The organism is Hydrogenophaga sp. FW305-3-2-15-A-LB1 (assembly GCF_058787875.1).
In genome coordinates this window covers 1-15,343 of the sequence record NZ_JBYTAE010000057.1, presented here as the reverse complement: position 1 = coordinate 15,343, position 15,343 = coordinate 1, and the positions used below count along the sequence as shown (strand labels likewise).

14 protein-coding genes are annotated in these 15,343 nt (G+C 70.3%); 13 read left to right on the top strand and 1 reads right to left on the bottom strand.

The features are described 5' to 3' along the window. From AC3WPZ_RS17755 to AC3WPZ_RS17695, 13 genes are all read left to right on the top strand, one after another. On the top strand, positions 1–1,155 hold the full coding sequence (locus AC3WPZ_RS17755) for an acyl-CoA dehydrogenase family protein (RefSeq protein ID WP_492440794.1): 1,155 nt from the start codon (positions 1–3) through the stop codon (positions 1,153–1,155). Further along, complete coding sequence (locus AC3WPZ_RS17750; protein ID WP_492435825.1) at positions 1,152–2,204, top strand: CaiB/BaiF CoA transferase family protein; 1,053 nt, start codon at positions 1,152–1,154, stop codon at positions 2,202–2,204. Before AC3WPZ_RS17755 ends, AC3WPZ_RS17750 begins: the two co-directional genes overlap by 4 nt. Next, positions 2,197–2,985 carry an ABC transporter ATP-binding protein gene (locus AC3WPZ_RS17745; protein WP_492435823.1) on the top strand — a complete coding sequence of 263 codons (789 nt, stop codon included), beginning with the start codon at positions 2,197–2,199 and terminating at the stop codon, positions 2,983–2,985. Before AC3WPZ_RS17750 ends, AC3WPZ_RS17745 begins: the two co-directional genes overlap by 8 nt. Then, on the top strand, positions 2,982–4,922 hold the full coding sequence (locus AC3WPZ_RS17740) for an AMP-dependent synthetase/ligase (RefSeq protein WP_492440792.1): 1,941 nt from the start codon (positions 2,982–2,984) through the stop codon (positions 4,920–4,922). Before AC3WPZ_RS17745 ends, AC3WPZ_RS17740 begins: the two co-directional genes overlap by 4 nt. A gap of 4 nt (positions 4,923–4,926) precedes the next feature. Next, positions 4,927–5,811: a branched-chain amino acid ABC transporter permease gene (locus AC3WPZ_RS17735; protein ID WP_444687145.1), complete on the top strand. Its 885-nt coding sequence runs from the start codon at positions 4,927–4,929 to the stop codon at positions 5,809–5,811. Then, on the top strand, positions 5,811–6,860 hold the full coding sequence (locus tag AC3WPZ_RS17730) for a branched-chain amino acid ABC transporter permease (protein ID WP_444687146.1): 1,050 nt from the start codon (positions 5,811–5,813) through the stop codon (positions 6,858–6,860). The genes AC3WPZ_RS17735 and AC3WPZ_RS17730 overlap by 1 nt, the downstream gene beginning before the upstream one ends. A 40-nt stretch (positions 6,861–6,900) precedes the next feature. Then, on the top strand, positions 6,901–8,130 hold the full coding sequence (locus tag AC3WPZ_RS17725; protein WP_444687147.1) for an ABC transporter substrate-binding protein: 1,230 nt from the start codon (positions 6,901–6,903) through the stop codon (positions 8,128–8,130). Between the two features lie 40 nt (positions 8,131–8,170). Then, complete coding sequence (locus AC3WPZ_RS17720) at positions 8,171–9,403, top strand: ABC transporter substrate-binding protein (protein ID WP_444687148.1); 1,233 nt, start codon at positions 8,171–8,173, stop codon at positions 9,401–9,403. After that, positions 9,400–10,221 carry an ABC transporter ATP-binding protein gene (locus AC3WPZ_RS17715; RefSeq protein ID WP_444687149.1) on the top strand — a complete coding sequence of 274 codons (822 nt, stop codon included), beginning with the start codon at positions 9,400–9,402 and terminating at the stop codon, positions 10,219–10,221. The genes AC3WPZ_RS17720 and AC3WPZ_RS17715 overlap by 4 nt, the downstream gene beginning before the upstream one ends. Positions 10,222–10,341: 120 nt before the next feature. Further along, positions 10,342–11,133, top strand: coding sequence for an enoyl-CoA hydratase-related protein (locus AC3WPZ_RS17710; RefSeq protein WP_444687150.1), 792 nt, complete (start codon positions 10,342–10,344; stop codon positions 11,131–11,133). Between the two features lie 6 nt (positions 11,134–11,139). Next, entirely contained in the window at positions 11,140–12,117 is a 978-nt protein-coding gene (locus AC3WPZ_RS17705) for an NAD(P)H-dependent flavin oxidoreductase (RefSeq protein WP_444687151.1), read from the top strand. Positions 12,118–12,126: 9 nt separating this feature from the next. After that, entirely contained in the window at positions 12,127–13,599 is a 1,473-nt protein-coding gene (locus AC3WPZ_RS17700) for an AMP-binding protein (protein WP_444687152.1), read from the top strand. Positions 13,600–13,714: 115 nt separating this feature from the next. Beyond that, a complete protein-coding gene (locus AC3WPZ_RS17695; protein ID WP_492440816.1) occupies positions 13,715–14,443 on the top strand; it encodes a sulfite exporter TauE/SafE family protein in 729 nt (242 codons plus the stop codon). 7 nt (positions 14,444–14,450) lie between these two features. Here AC3WPZ_RS17695 and AC3WPZ_RS17690 read toward each other — a convergent pair. Then, positions 14,451–15,343: LysR substrate-binding domain-containing protein (locus tag AC3WPZ_RS17690; protein WP_492440787.1), on the bottom strand; the 893-nt coding region annotated here is incomplete at its 5' end.

Genomic DNA, 15,343 nt, shown 5'->3' with positions numbered 1-15,343 from the left:
ATGCTGCCGCGCCTGCACCAGCACGCCTGGATGGACGCCGACATCGAAGCGTTCCGTGAGCAAGTCCGCCGCTGCGTGGCGGACAAGCTCGCACCCAAGCTCGATGCCTGGCGCCGCCAGGGCTTCATCCCCCGCGAGTCCTGGCGCGCCCTGGGCGAGCTGGGCTTCCTGTTGCCCGAAATGCCCGAGGCCTATGGCGGCCCGGGCGCGAGCATCGCCTACCAGCTGGTGGTGCAGGACGAGCTCTCCAAGCAGGAGATCCCGGCCAACACCGGCGTGCACTCCATCGCTTCGCACTACATCCTGGACTACGGCACCGAAGCACAGAAGCAGCGCTGGCTGCCCAGGCTCGTCAGCGGCGAGATGCTGGCCGGCATCGCCATGACCGAGCCCGGCGCGGGCTCGGACCTGAAGGCCATCCGCACCAAGGCCCGGCTCGATGGCGACCACTACGTGGTGGACGGCGCCAAGACCTTCATCACCAACGGCTTCACCGCCAACCTGCTGGTGGTGGTGGTGCGCACGGGTGAGGCCGGTGCCAAGGGTGTGTCCCTGATCGTGATGGAAACCGAGAACCTGCCCGGCTTCAGCGTGGGCCGGCGGCTGGAGAAGCTGGGCCAGCACGCCTCGGACACCGCCGAACTCTCGTTCGACGGCGTGCGCGTGCCGGCTTCGCAACTGCTCGGCGGCCAGGAAGGCGAAGGCTTCAAGCAGCTGATGAGCCAGCTCACCTACGAGCGCCTGCTGCTCGCGGTGAACGCGGCGGCGGTGATCGAGCGCGCGGTGGAACTCACGGTGGACTACACCCAACAGCGCAAGGCCTTCGGCCAGGCGCTGGCCGACTTCCAGAACACCCGCTTCAAGCTGGCGGAGTGCGCCACGATGGCGCACGTGGTGCGCACCTTCGTGAACGACTGCATCCAGCGCCAGCTGGACGGCACGCTGGACAACGAGGCCGCCTACATGGCCAAGTGGTGGTGCTCGGAGCAGCAAGGCAAGGTGACGGACGAATGCCTGCAGCTCTTCGGCGGCTACGGCTACATGGCCGAGTACCCGATCGCGCGCCTCTACGCCGACTCGCGCGTGCAGCGCATCTACGGCGGCGCCAACGAGATCATGAAAGACCTGATCGCGCGCAAGGTGCTCGGCCGATGAAACCGCTGAACCACCTCCATGTGATCGAGTTCGAGGGCATCGGCCCCGGCCCGCTGTGCGGCCGGGTGCTGGCCGACCTGGGCGCGCGCGTCACGGTGATCGCGCGGCCCGGCACCTCGTCCGTGGTCGACAAGCTCTCGGGCGGCGGGCAACCGCCGCTGCGCGAAGGCAAGACCGTGGTCGAACTCAACCTCAAGCACGCCAACGACGTGGCCCAGGCCTTGGGCCTGGTGGCCAGCGCCGACGCGCTGATCGAAGGCAACCGCCCGGGCGTGATGGAGCGCCTGGGCCTGGGCCCCGCGGCCTGCGCGGCGGTGAACCCCAGGCTGGTCTACGGCCGCATGACGGGCTGGGGCCAGCAGGGCCCGCTGGCCCAGGCGGCCGGGCACGACATCAACTACGTCGCGCTCAGCGGCATGCTCTCGCTCTCGGCGGTGCACGGCCAGCTGCCCGTGTCGCCGCCCACGGTGCTGGGCGATGCCGGCGGCGCACTCGGCCTGGCGCTGGGCATCGTCAGCGGCGTGCTGCAGGCGCGCCAGAGCGGCCAGGGCTGCGTGGTGGACGCCGCCATCGTGGACGTGGTCGCCATGCTGGGCGGCCTGGCGCAATGGATCGCCGGCACCGGCGGCCTGGGCGGCCAAGGCAACGACCGGCCCAGCGTGTTCCACGACTCGCCGTTCTACGACGTCTACCGCTGCGCGGACGGCGGCTTCGTCACGCTGGGCGCGATCGAGCCGCAGTTCTACGCGCTGCTCGTGCACAAGCTCGGCCTCGCCGACGTGGACCCGGCCGCCCAGTTCGACACCGCCGCCTGGCCGGCCCTGAAAGAGCGCGTGCGCGCCCTCTTCCTCACGCAACCGCGCCAGCACTGGTGCGAGCTGCTCGAAGGCACGGACGCCTGCTTCGCCCCGGTGCTCACGCTGGACGAGGCCGCCCGCCACCCGCACAACGTGGTGCGCGGCCTGTACGCGCAGACGCCTTCGGGCGAACGCCGCACCGGCGCCGCTCCCCGCTTCACCCCCTTGCAAGAGGTCCCTACCCATGACTGAAGCCCGGCGTTCCCACGCCGCCATGCTGGAGGCGCGCGACCTCACGCTGAAATTCGGCGGCGTCACCGCGCTGTCCGAGATTTCGGTGGACATCGGCCACCAGGAGCTGGTGGCCCTCATCGGCCCCAACGGCGCGGGCAAGAGTTCGCTGCTCAACGTGCTCTCGGGCTTTTACCGCCCGAGCACGGGCACGGTGCGGTTCGAGGGCCAGGACATCGGCCGCTGGCCGGTGCACCGCGTGGCCCAGGCCGGCCTGGCGCGCACCTTCCAGGGCACGCACCTGCTGCCGCACATGAGCGTGCTCGACAACATCCTGGTCGGCCGCTACATGCACATGAAGAGCACGCTGACCACGGCCTTCCTCTACTACCCCTTCGCGCACCGCGAAGAGGTGGCGCACCGCGCCGTGGCCGAGGAGATCCTGGGCTTTCTCGAACTTGAGCACCTGCGCCACCACACGGTGGGCACGCTGGGCTACGGCATGCGCAAGCGCGTGGACCTGGGCCGCGCGCTGGCCATGGAGCCGCGCATGCTGCTGCTGGACGAGCCCATGGCCGGCATGAACAGCGAAGAGAAGGAAGACCTGGCGCGCTTCATCCTGGACATCCGCGAATCGCGGCAGATCCCGGTGGTGCTGGTGGAGCACGACATGGGTGTGGTGATGGACATCGCCGACCGCGTGATCGTGCTGAACTTCGGCCGCAAGATCGCCGACGCCTCGCCCGCCGCCGTGCAAAAGGACGAAAACGTGATCTCGGCCTACCTGGGGGCCCACGCATGAGCACCACCCCCAACAAGACCCCGCAGACCCTGCCGCAATGGCTGCTGCACAACGCCGCCACGCGCGGCAGCGAGGTGGCTCAACGCCACAAGCACGACGGCGTGTGGCACGAATTCAGCTGGGCCGACGTGCGCGACGAAGTGCGCGCCCTGGCCCTGGGCCTTCGCGCCCGTGGTGTTCAGCGCGGCCAGACCGTGGTGCTGCTGAGCGAGAACCGGCCCGAGCTGTACTGGGCCGAGTGGGCCGCGATGGCGGTGGGCGCCAAGGTGGTGGCGCTGTACCCCGACGCGGCGGAAGCCGAGGTGGACTACATCGTGGCCGACGCGCAGGCGGTCTGCGTGTTCGCCGAAGACCAGGAGCAGGTGGACAAGGTGCTGCCCGTGATGGCGCGCCACGGCGGCCTGCACACCGTGGTGTGGTGGGAGTCGGGCGGCCTGTGGTCGTACCGGCACGAAGGCCTGCTGGGCTGGGACGCGTTCCGCGCGCCGGCCGAGGACGCGGCCTGGTTCGAGCAGTCGGTGATGCAGGGCCAGGCCAGCGATATCGCCGTGTTGTCCTACACCTCGGGCACCACCGGCGCGCCCAAGGGTGTGATCACCACGCACGCCTCGCTGATGCACAACGCCGAGCTGATCGGCCAGACCATGCAGGTGCCCGAAGGCGGCGAGTACCTGTCGTACATCCCGCTCTCGTGGGCCACCGAGCAGTGGGTGGGCGTGACCATGGGCCTGATGCGCCCGCTGCGCGTGAACTTCGCCGAGCGGCCGGACCAGATCCAGGAAGCGATCCGCGAGCTGGCCTGCGAGATGGTGTTCTTCGGCCCGCGCCAGTGGGAAAGCCTGGCCGCGCGCGTGCACGCCCGCATGCTCGACGCCGCGCCTTGGCGCCAGAAGGTGGTGGACTGGGGCCTGCGCATCGGCAAGCTGGCGCGCGCGGACCAGATGGACACCCGCGCGCGCTCGTGGTGGGTGCGCGCCCAGCTGCCGCTGGCCGACGCGCTGGTGCTGCGCCCGCTGCGCGAGCAGCTGGGCCTGAAACGCGCGCGCATCGCCTTCACCGGCGGCGCGGCGGTGGCGCCCGACATCTTCCGCCTGTTCGCGGCCATGGGCGTGATGCTGCGCAACGTGTACGGCTGCAGCGAGTTCGGCCTGATCACGGTGCACCAGGGCGAGCGCGTCAACGCCGAGACCATCGGCGAGACCGTGGCCATGGCCAGCCCCTGGGGCGTGCCCATGGAGTGGCGCGTGACCGACGGCGGCGGGCTCGAAGTGCGCGGCGGCGCGGGCTTCTCGGGCTACTGGGGCAAGCCCGAGAAGAGCGCCGAGAAGATGAACGAAGGCTGGTTCCAGACCGGCGACGCGGTGGGCCAGGGCCCCAGCGGCACCGAGCTCATCTACTACGACCGCGTGGAGCACATGAACCGCCTGCAGGGCGGCCACCTGTTCTCCAAGCAGTTCATCGAGGTGCGGCTGCGCTTCTCACCCTACATCCGCGAGGTGATGGTGGTGGGCGACCCGACGCGCTCGCACGTGACCGCGCTGGTGAACATCGACGGCGACGTGTTCGGCCGCTGGGCCGAGCGCAACGGCGTGTCGTTCACCACCTTCACCGACCTGTCGCAGCGCCCCGAGGTGCTGGCGCAGGTGGCGAAGGAGATCGCGGGCGTGAACCAGGCCCTGCCGGAGGCCGCACGCCTGAAGCACTTCGTGAACCTGCCCAAGGAGCTGGACGCCGACGAGGGCGAGCTCACCCGCACCCGCAAGCTCAAGCGCGACTTCATCGAGCAGCGCTACGGCGCGCTGATCGACGCGATGTACGACAACCGGCCCGGCACGACCATCGAAATCCCCGTGCGCTACCAGGACGGCCGCGCCGGCGTGCTGCGCGCCGACGTGACCACCGGCCATGTGCCGGCCTCGCGCGCCCAGGAGACCTGACCCCATGATCGACTTCTTCAACTACCTCTTCAACGGCTTCCTGCAAGGCCAGATCTACGCCCTGCTGGCGCTGGGCTTCATGGTGATCTACCGCGCCAGCAAGGTGTTCAACTTCGCGCAGGGCGAGCTGATGATGCTCGGTGCCTACGCGGTGTGGACGCTCACGCTGGGCGCCAACCTCCCGCCCTGGCTGGCGATTCCGCTGGCCTTCGTCTGCGCGCTGGTCTACGGCTGGCTGATCGAGCGGCTGTTCTTCGAGCGGCTGGTGGGCGAGTCGGTGTTCTCCATGGTGATGGTGACCATCGGCCTGGTGATCCTGATCCGCGGCATCGTGCTGGTGGTGTGGGGCGCGGCGGACCGCCAGTTCCCCGTGCTGCTGCCGCCCACGCCCTTCATCGTCGGCGACATGATCTTCCCGTCGTCGCTGGTGATCGGCGCGGTGCTCACGCTGGTGGTCACGGTGGGCATGTCGTGGTTCTTCAACCGCACCCGCGCCGGCCTCACGCTGACCGCCGTGGCGGAAGAGCCGACCACGGCCATCTCGCTCGGCATCTCGGTCAAGCGCGCCGTCACCCTGGCCTGGATGATGGGCTCGGTGATCGCCACGGCCGGCGCCATCGTGCTGCTCAGCGGCCGCTCGCTCACGGTGGGCACGGCCGACGTGGCCCTGGCCGCGCTGCCGGTGGCGCTGCTGGCCGGCCTGGAATCCATCGGTGGGCTGATCCTGGCCGGTGCCATCGTCGGCATCGTGCAGGCCCTGGTGGCGGCCTATGTGGACCCTGCGATCGGCGGCTCGGCCTCGTCCATCGTGCCCTTTGTTTTCATGCTGCTGATCCTGCTGGTGCGTCCCACCGGCCTGTTCGGCTGGCGCCATGTGGAGCGTGTGTGATGGACCCGTCCGGCATTTTCTTTACCAGCCACGCGGGCGACCGCTCCCTGATCCGCACGCGCGCGCAGTGGGCCTGCCTGCTGGCCCTGCTGCTCGTGCTGGCCACGCTGCCCTGGTGGGCCTCGGACCGCTGGGTCAGCATCGGCTACACCACCTTCATCACCGCCGTGGCCGTGATCGGCCTGCAGATCTGCACCGGCTACGCGGGGCAGATCAACCTGGGGCAGTCGGCCTTCATGGGCGTGGGCGCCTACGGCGCGGCGCTGGCCATGTCGGCCGGTTGGGACGCGCTCGCGGCGCTGCTCATCGGCGGCGCGGGCGCGGCCCTCTTCGGCGTGATGTTCGGCCTGACGGCGGCGCGCATCAAGGGCTTCTACCTCGCGCTCACCACCATCGCGGCGCAGGCGCTGTTCCACTTCCTGGTGCTCAACCTGCCGCAGGCCTGGCTGGGTGGCGCGGGTGGCCTGCACGTGGAGTCGGCCACCGCCCTGGGCATCTCGCTGAACAACGACCGCGCGATCTACGGCTTCTCGTTCATCGTGCTGGTGGTCATGACCATCGGGGCCTTCGGCATCGTGCGCTCGCGCCACGGCCGCAGCTTCGAGGCGGTGCGCGACGACGACGTGGCCGCCGGCATGATGGGCATCCCCGTGGCCGCCACCAAGGCGCGCGCCTTCCTGGTCAGCGCCTTCTACGCCGGCGTGGCCGGCGGCCTGTGGGTGGTGGCGCTGCGCCACGTGTCGGTGGAGCAGTTCACGCTGTTCAACGCCATCTGGATGATCGCCATGATGATCGTCGGCGGCCTGGGCTCCATCGTCGGCGCGCTGATCGGCACCGTGCTGATCCAGCTGGCGCGCGAGGGCGTGACCAGCCTGGGCCCGAGCGTCATCCAGTGGGTGCCCGCCGTGGGGCAGGACTTCGTCTTCGCCGCCATGAACGTGCTGCTGGGCACCGTGATCATTCTGTTCCTGCTCTTCGAGCCCAAGGGCGTGATGCACCGCGTGCAGATCACCAAGCAGGCGTACCGACTCTGGCCGTTCCCGTACTGACCGCCGGGGGGCGGCACCCATCACGACAACAGGAGACAACATGCAAACACTCAAGAGCTGGGCGGCCCGCACCGCCACCGTGGCCGGGCTGTGTCTGTCGGCGGCCCTGCCGGCCACGGCGCAGACCGTGTACCAGGTGCCCGCGATGTCCGATTTCTCCGGGCCGTTCTCGTCCATCATGCCGATGATGGCCGGCGGCCGCGAGGCGGTGGCGACCTGGTGGAACGCCGAGGTGGGCGCGAAGATGGGCGTGAAGATCGAGGTGAAGAGCTACGACACGCGCTACGACGCGGCGCAGACCGCCAGCCTGTGGCCCGGCGTGCTGGCCACCAAACCGCTGGTGGGCCTCTCGGCCGGCGGGCCCGACACCGCCGCGCTGCAGCAGCGCCTGCCCACCGACAAGGTGGTGATGATCTCGGGCTCGGCGGCCAACGGCTCGGGCTGGCGCCCCAACCAGTGGGTGCTCACGCCCCGGCCCACCTTCGTGCACGAGATCACCGGCTTCATCGAGTGGTACCAGAAGACCAAGACCCCGGGCCGCCCGGTGAAGGTGGCGATGTTCACCACCGAGGCCTCGCCCAGCTTCGCCGACATGGCCAAGGGCGTGTCGGCCTACGCCAAGGCCAGCCCCAACGTGGTGAACCTGGTGGAGATGGTCTTCGTGGACGTGCAGCCCACCGACGTGACGCTGCAGCTGCGCCGCGTGCTCAACGCCGGCGCCGAGGTGATCCTGGTGCCGACCAACATCCAGCAGGCGGTGGCGGTGAAGCGCGCCATGCAGGCCCTGGGCAAGAACGTGCCCATCGTGCACGGCCTGCAGAACTCACCCGGCATGCTGCAGAAGCTGGTGGGCAGCATGGCCGCCATGGAAGGCGACTACGAGGTGCACGGCGGCGTGATCACCAGCGAGGAGGACACCGAAGCCAAGCGCTTCTACGACCTGCTGGTGGCCAGGCACGGCATGAAGGTGCCGTGGCACGCCATCACCTCGCTCGGCATGACGCAGACGCTGCTGGCCGTGCGCGCCATCGAGGTGGCCGCGAAGAAACACGGCCCCGACAAGCTCAGCGGTGAACTGATCTACACCACGCTGCTCGAGACCACCTTCCCTGCCAAGGACTTCTTCGGCCTCACCGGCGGCGACCTCGACTTCTCGGTGGAGGCGCCCTTCCCCACCAAGGACCCGCGCATCAACATCGGCCAGGTGGTGGGTGGCAAGTTGACCACCGTGGCCAAGGGCGTGCCCGTGCCCAGGCTGGGCAAGTGGTGAGCCCCTTTTCCGCCAACCTTCATTCCAACCAGGAGACGTCATGAAAGCACTGAAACACTGGGCCGCGCAAGCCGCCCTGCTGGCGGGCATCACCGCCTCGGCCATCGCGCCCGCGAGCGCGCAGACCGTGTACCAGATCCCCGCGCTGTCCGACTACTCGGGCCCGTTCGCGGCCATCATGCCCATGGTGGGCCCGGGCCGCGAAGGGGTGGTGAACTGGTGGAACGCGGAGGTGGGCAACAAGCTGGGCGTGAAGCTCGAGCTCAAGACCTACGACACGCGCTACGACACCGCGCAGACCGCCAGCCTGTGGCCCGGCGTGCTGGCCACCAAGCCGGTGATCGGCCTGTCGCTCGGCGGCCCCGACACCTCGGCCCTGCAGCAGCGCCTGCCCACCGACAAGGTGCCCATGATCCTGGGCTCGGCGGCCAACGGCTTCGGCTGGCGCCCCAACCAGTGGGTGCTGGCCACGCGGCCGACCTTCGTGCACGAGGTCTCCGGCTTCATCGACTGGTTCCAGAAAACCAAGACCCCGGGCCGCCCGGTGAAGGTGGCGATGTTCACCACCGAGGCCTCGCCCACCTTCGCCGACATGGGCAAGGGCATCATCGCCTACGCCAAGGCCAACCCCAACGTCGTGACCCTGGTCGAGATGGTGTACGTGGAGCCCCAGCCGGCCGACGTGACGCTGCAACTGCGCCGCGTGCTCAACGCCGGTGCCGAGGTGGTGCTGGTGCCCTCCAACATCCAGCAGGCGGTGGCGGTGAAGCGCGCCATGCAGACCCTGGGCAAGAACGTGCCCATCGTCTACAGCCTGCAGAACTCGCCCGCCATGCTGCAGAAGCTGCTGGGCAGCTTGTCGGCCATGGACGGGGACTACGAGGTGCATGCCGGCGTGATCGCCACCGATGAGGACACCGAGGCGAAGAAGTTCTACGACATGCTGGTGGCCAAGTACGGCGTGAAGGCGCCCTGGCACTCGATCACCACCATCGGCATCAACCAGACCCTGGTGCTGGTGCGCGCGGTGGAGGCGGCGGCGAAGAAGCACGGCGGCGACAAGCTCACCGGCGAGTTGCTCTACAACACGCTGATCGAGACCCACTTCCCGGCCAAGGACTTCTTCGGCTTCACCGGCGGCGGCGACATCGACTTCTCCGTCGAAGCCCCCTTCCCCATCAAGGACCCGCGCGTCAACATCGGCCAGGTGGTGGGTGGCAAGCTGACCACCGTGGCCCGGGGCGTGCCGGTGCCCAAGCTGGCGAAGTGGTGAGCGAGAGCAGCGCCGTGTCGGAACCGCTGATCGCCCTGAACAACGTCGAGGTGCTCTACGCCGACGTGATCCTTTCGCTGAAAGGCATCACGCTGGAAGTGGCCGCCGGGGGTTGCACCGTGCTGCTCGGCCCCAACGGAGCCGGCAAGAGCACCACCCTCAAGACCATCTCCGGCATGCTGGACGTGGAGGAAGGCCGCGTCGCCTCGGGCAACGTGCGCATGCTGGGCCAGGACATCACCGGCGCGTCCGCCGAGCGGATGGTGGCCGACGGCGTGGTGCACGTGGTCGAAGGCCGCAAGGTGCTGCGCCACATGACCGCCGAGCAGAACCTGGTGGTGGGCGGGCACCGGCTCACGCGCATGGCCGATGTGAAGCAAGGGCTGGAGCGGGTCTACGGCCTGATCCCGCGCCTGGCCGAGCTGCGCACGCGCACCGCCGGTTACCTCTCGGGCGGCGAACAGCAGCTGCTGCTGATCGGCCGCGCCATGATGGCCAGGCCCCGGCTGCTGATGATCGACGAGCCGTCGCTGGGCCTGGCACCGCTGATGGTGAAAGAGATCTTCGACCTGCTCGCCAAGCTGCGCGGCGAAGGCGTGTCGCTGCTGATCGTGGAGCAGCACGCCCAGGCCGCGCTGGCGCTGGCCGACCACGGCTACATCCTGGAAAACGGCCGCGTGGTGCTCGAAGGCACGGCCGCCGAGCTGCGCGCCAACGAGGACATCCAGGAGTTCTACCTGGGCCACCAGGCCAGCGGCGAGCGGCGCAATTACCGCGAAGTCAAACACTACCGCCGGAGAAAGAGATGGCTGGGGTAGACACCCCCCGCGCCGCCTGCGGCGTCACCCCCCAGGGGGCGATGCTGGCCGACTGGCGGAGCCAGATCGGCGGCATCCGGGATGGGATCACTGCATGCGCTGCGCAACCGAGAAAAAATCATGAATGAAATGAATGGCATCGAGTGGAACGTGGACGGCCAGGGCGTGGGGCGCATCGTGCTCAACCGGCCCGAACACAACAACGCGCTGGGCCCGTCGAACGCGCCCGCGCTGGTGCGCGCCATCGACGAGGTGCTCGCGGGGCAACCGCGCGCCGTGGTGATCGAGGCGCGCGGGCCGATCTTCTGCGCGGGTGGCGACATCCGCGAATTCGTGAAGGCGGGCGACCGGCTCGATGAGCTGGTGGACGAGATCCTCGACGAGCTGCTGCCGGGTTACCTCAAGCTCGCGCAGGCCACCTGCCCCATCGTCACGGTGGTGGGCGGCCCGGTGGGCGGCGCGGGCGTGGGCCTGGCGCTGTGCGGCGACTTCGTGCTCGCCAGCGACACCATGAAGCTGCGCACGGGGTACGCGGCGATCGGTCTCTCACCCGACGTGGGCGCCTCCTACTTCCTGGCGCGACGCGTGGGCCCGGTGCGCGCGCAGCAATGGCTGATGCTCAGCGACCCCATCGACGCCGCGCAATGCCTGGCCGCCGGGGCGGTGGACCAGGTGTTTCCCGCCGCCGAACTGGAGGCCGCCGCGCAGGCTTTGGTGCAGCGCCTGTGCGCCTCGGCGCCGGCCTCGCTCGCGGCCATGAAGCGGCTCTCGCTCGAAGGCCCCGCGCTCTCGCTGCAGGCCTACCTCTCGCTGGAGCAGCAACTGCTCAAGGCCTGTGCCCGCACCGCCGACGCGCGCGAAGGCACCTCGGCCTTCGTGGCCAAGCGCGCGCCCACGTTCACCGGCCGCTGAGTCGCCATGGCCCTGCCCGCCGAATGGCGCACGCGCCTGCGGCTGCCGTTGATCGCGGCGCCCATGCTGCACGTGTCCGGGCCGGCGCTGGTGGCGGCCGCCTGCCGCGCGGGCGTGATCGGCGCCTTCCCGGCCGCCAACTGCCGCCGGCACGGTGAACTGGCGGCGTGGATCGCCAGCATCCGCGAGGCCATCGGCGACACCGCGAAGGCCGCGCCCTTCGCCGTCAACCTCATCGTGCGCAGCGCCACGCTCGCCGACGACCTGGCCTGCGTGCTGCGCGAGAAGGTGGAACTCGTGATCACCAGCGTGGGCTCGCCGGCCGCGCTGGTGGAGCCGCTGCACGGTGCGGGCTGCCGCGTGTTCGCCGACGTGGCCACGCTGGCGCACGCCGAGAAGGCGCTGGCCGCCGGCGTGGACGGCCTGGTGCTGCTGTGCGCGGGCGCGGGCGGGCAGACCGGCTGGGTCAGCCCCTTCGCCGGCGTGCGCTCGCTGCGCGCGCTGTTCGACGGCCCGCTGGTGATCGCCGGCGGCCTGTCCGACGGCCACGCGCTGTGGGCCGCGCAGGCCCTGGGCGCCGACCTCGGCTACATGGGCACGCGCTTCATCGCCACGCCCGAGAGCCTGGCCAGCGAGGCCCACCGGCGCATGCTGGTGGACGCGGGCTGGGACGACATCGTGCCGTCCAGCGCGTTCACCGGGCTGCCGGTGAACTGGCTGCGCGCCTCCCTCGTCGATGCGGGCCTCGACCCCGATGCGCTCGATGCCAGCGCCTTGAAAGCCGACGCCGCCGAGCTGTACGGCACCCGCGACACCCAGCAACGCCCCCGGCGCTGGACCGAACTCTTCAGCGCCGGCCACTCGGTGGCCGGCGTGCACGGCGTGTTGCCCGTCGCCGCGCTGGTGGACGAACTCGCCGGCCAATACGATGCCGCGCGCCAGCGCGGCCTGGGCTTCGCGCCCGCCGGCCCCTCCCGTGATTAGGATGACCCCATGACCTCCGCCCTGCCCACGCTGATCGACCTGCTCGCGCACAACGCCGTGGCCCACGCCGACCGCCCCGCCGTGATCGACGACGGCGCGCCGCAGTCCCACACCATGCTCTACGAGGCCGTGCAGCGGCAGGCCGCCGCGCTGTCGGCCCTGGGAGTCGGCCAGGGCGACCGCGTGGTGCTGATCGCCGGCAACCGCGCCGAGGTGCTGGTGATGCTGGGCGCGCTGGCCTGGCTGGGCGCGATGCTGGTGCCGCTGAACCTGCGGCTCTCGCCGGCCGAAATGGCCCAGCAGGCGCGCGACGCCGCGCCGGTGCTGGCCGTGGTGGACGCCGCCTGCGCGCCCCTGTGGCAGGCGGCCTGGCCCGAGGGCATGCCCGGCGTGCCCACGGTGGTGCTCGGCGCGGCCAACTGGCCTTCGCTCGCCGTCGCCGGCCCGCCCACCGCGCCCCCGGTGGCACGGCGGGACGCGCCGGAACTCGGCGCGGTCATGCTGTTCACCGCCGCCGTGGAAGGCCACGCGCGCGGCGCGGTGCTGGCGCAGTCGCAGCTCACCGCCTCGGCCCGGCAGATCGGCGAGGTGTGGTCACTCGGCGTGAACGACCGCTGGCTCGGTGTGCTGCCGCTGTTCCACGCGGCCGGCATCGGCCTCTCGCTTGCGTTGCTGGCCGCGGGTGGCACCTGCGTGCTGCTGCCGCGCTTCGACCCGACCGCCGCCGTGGCGGCGGTGGAACAACACCAGGTCACCGTGAGTGCCACCTTCGCGCCCATGCTCGGCGCCATGCTCGACGCGGCCCAGGCCAGCGGCGCTTCGCTGGCCAGCCTGCGCATCGGCATGGGCCTGGAACCCCCGGCCACGCTGGAGCGCCTGGCCGCGCTGTGCCCGGGCGCCGGCTTCTGGTCGGCCTATGGCCAGGCCGAGGTGTCGAGCATGGTGTGCCTGGGTCTGCAGAGCGAGCGCCCCGGCGCCGCCGGCCGCGCCGTGCCGCCTTCGCAGATCCGCATCCAGGACGCGGCCGGCCAGCCCGTCGCCGCCGGCGTGGAAGGCGAGATCGCGGTGCGCGGCCCCACGGTGTTCCTGGGCTACTGGGACGTGGCGCAGCAACGCCCCTTCAAGCCCGCCGACCCCTGGCACCGCACCGGCGACCTGGGCCGCCTCGATGGGGACGGCTGGCTGTGGTTCACCGGCCGCGCGGCGCACAAGCAACTCATCAAGAGCGGCGGTGAAAACGTCTACCCGGCCGAGGTGGAACAGGTGCTGCTCGAACACCCGGCCGTGGCCGAGGCCTTCGTGTTCGGCCGGGCGGATGAGAAATGGGGCGAGGCCGTGCACGCGGCCTGCGCGCTCAAGCCCGGCGCGGCAGCCACCGAAGCCGAGCTGATCGGTTTCGTGGAACAGCGGCTGGCGCGCTACAAGCGGCCGCAGCGCGTGAGCTTCGGGCCCGCGCCACTGGAACGCGTGGCGCGAACCTGAGCAGCGCCCGCCGATGCTTCCAGGGCTCGCCGGGGTCGGGCCACCATGCGGCGCGCGGAAGCTGGTTACAGTTCTGCCCAGCCCGACAACCCTCATTCATTCAGATCCCATGTCCATGGACTTCACGCTGGTGCTCGTGCTCGGGTTGGTGGCCGGCACGGTGGGCGGCGTCGTCGGCTTCGGCACCTCCATCATGTTGATGCCGGCCCTGGTGCTGGTGTTCGGACCGCGCGAGGCCGTGCCCATCATGGCAATCGCTTCGATGATGGCGAATGCCTCGCGGGTCGCCGCCTGGTGGCGGGAGGTGGACTGGCGCGTGGTCGGCGTCTACAGCGCGACCGGCATGCCCGCCGCGGCACTCGGCGCGGCGACGCTGCTGGTCCTGCCAGGCCGGATCGTGGAGGCGGTGATGGGCCTGTTTTTCCTCGCCATGATCCCCTTGCGCCGCTGGATGGCGCGCCAGGCCCTGGTGCTCCGGCTCTGGCATCTGGCCCTGGTCGGCCTGGGCATCGGCTTCCTGACAGGCATCGTCGTCAGCACCGGCCCCATCAACGCGCCCTTCTTTCTCGCGCACGGACTGGTCAAAGGGGCGTACCTGGGCACGGAGGCGATGAGCTCACTGGGTGTCTATGCCGCCAAGACGCTGGCCTTTGGCACGCTGGGCGGGCTGCCCCTGGCGTCGGTGGTGAAGGGCCTGGTGATCGGATCGTCGTTGATGGCCGGCGCGTTCATCGCGAAGCGCTACGTGCGCCAGCTCGACGCGGAGAGATTCCGGCTGCTCATGGATGGCCTGTTGCTGGTGGCGGGCGGCACCATGCTCTGGAGCGCCGTGGCCAGCCACTAGGCCGCGGCTACTGCGCGGCACGCTCGCTGGCGGCGTGCAGCCATGCGAGGAACTCGCGCAGGTGCTTGGGTTTGTCGGAGTCCAGTGGCACCAGCACGAAGTAGGCGCTGCCCGGCACCTGCCACCGCGGGAACGGCGTGACCAGCCGGCCGAGCTCCACGTCGGCCGCCAGTGTGGGGAAGGTGCCGATGCCGAACCCCATGCCGTCGACCACGGCCTGCAGCGTGACGAAGAAGTGGTCGAAGCGCAGCGTCTGCATCGGGCGCAGGTCCGCGCAGCCCGCCGCGCCGAGCCAGTTCTCCCAGTCGCCAGGCCGGGACTCGGTGGACAGCAGCACCGCCTTCTCCAGCTGCCGCGGCGTTTTCAGCGCGCGCCCCCGGAGCAGCGTTGCGCTGGCAATGACGGTCGTGTTTTCGGTGAACAGCGGCGCCACCTCGAACTGCGTCTGGTCGCCGGGCGCCCGGCGAATGGCCACATCGAAGCTGCCCTTGAGCACCGGGTCGTGGCTGAAGGCCGTGGAAATGCGCACTTCGGTGGCGGGATGGCGCGCGCGGAACTCCGCCAGCTGCGGGATCAGCCAGCGCATCGCCAGCGTGGCCGGGGCGTTGACGCGGATCACCTTGCTCGCGGCGTTCTTGCCATAGCGCCGGGACGCGTCGCTGATGTGGTCGAACGCGGCGCTGATCTCGCGCGCGAAGGCTTTGGCATGTCCCGTCGCCACCATGCGCTGGCCTTCCTTGCGGAACAGGGGCTGGCCCAGCGAGTGCTCCAGCAGCTGGATCTGCCGGCTCACCGCGCCGTGGGTGAGGTTCAGTTCTTTCGCGGCCTCGGTGTAGCTGCCGGCGCGTGCCGTCACTTCGAAGATGCGCAAGGCGTTGAGGGGCGGGAGCTGGTGGGGCA

Bases quoted from the DNA above. Each gene is read 5' to 3' on its own strand.
- AC3WPZ_RS17755 (WP_492440794.1), top strand. From the start codon at position 1: ATGCTGCCGCGCCTGCACCAGCACGCCTGGATGGACGCCGACATCGAA.
- AC3WPZ_RS17750 (WP_492435825.1), top strand. From the start codon at position 1,152: ATGAAACCGCTGAACCACCTCCATGTGATCGAGTTCGAGGGCATCGGC.
- AC3WPZ_RS17745 (WP_492435823.1), top strand. From the start codon at position 2,197: ATGACTGAAGCCCGGCGTTCCCACGCCGCCATGCTGGAGGCGCGCGAC.
- AC3WPZ_RS17740 (WP_492440792.1), top strand. From the start codon at position 2,982: ATGAGCACCACCCCCAACAAGACCCCGCAGACCCTGCCGCAATGGCTG.
- AC3WPZ_RS17735 (WP_444687145.1), top strand. From the start codon at position 4,927: ATGATCGACTTCTTCAACTACCTCTTCAACGGCTTCCTGCAAGGCCAG.
- AC3WPZ_RS17730 (WP_444687146.1), top strand. From the start codon at position 5,811: ATGGACCCGTCCGGCATTTTCTTTACCAGCCACGCGGGCGACCGCTCC.
- AC3WPZ_RS17725 (WP_444687147.1), top strand. From the start codon at position 6,901: ATGCAAACACTCAAGAGCTGGGCGGCCCGCACCGCCACCGTGGCCGGG.
- AC3WPZ_RS17720 (WP_444687148.1), top strand. From the start codon at position 8,171: ATGAAAGCACTGAAACACTGGGCCGCGCAAGCCGCCCTGCTGGCGGGC.
- AC3WPZ_RS17710 (WP_444687150.1), top strand. From the start codon at position 10,342: ATGAATGAAATGAATGGCATCGAGTGGAACGTGGACGGCCAGGGCGTG.
- AC3WPZ_RS17705 (WP_444687151.1), top strand. From the start codon at position 11,140: ATGGCCCTGCCCGCCGAATGGCGCACGCGCCTGCGGCTGCCGTTGATC.
- AC3WPZ_RS17700 (WP_444687152.1), top strand. From the start codon at position 12,127: ATGACCTCCGCCCTGCCCACGCTGATCGACCTGCTCGCGCACAACGCC.
- AC3WPZ_RS17695 (WP_492440816.1), top strand. From the start codon at position 13,715: ATGGACTTCACGCTGGTGCTCGTGCTCGGGTTGGTGGCCGGCACGGTG.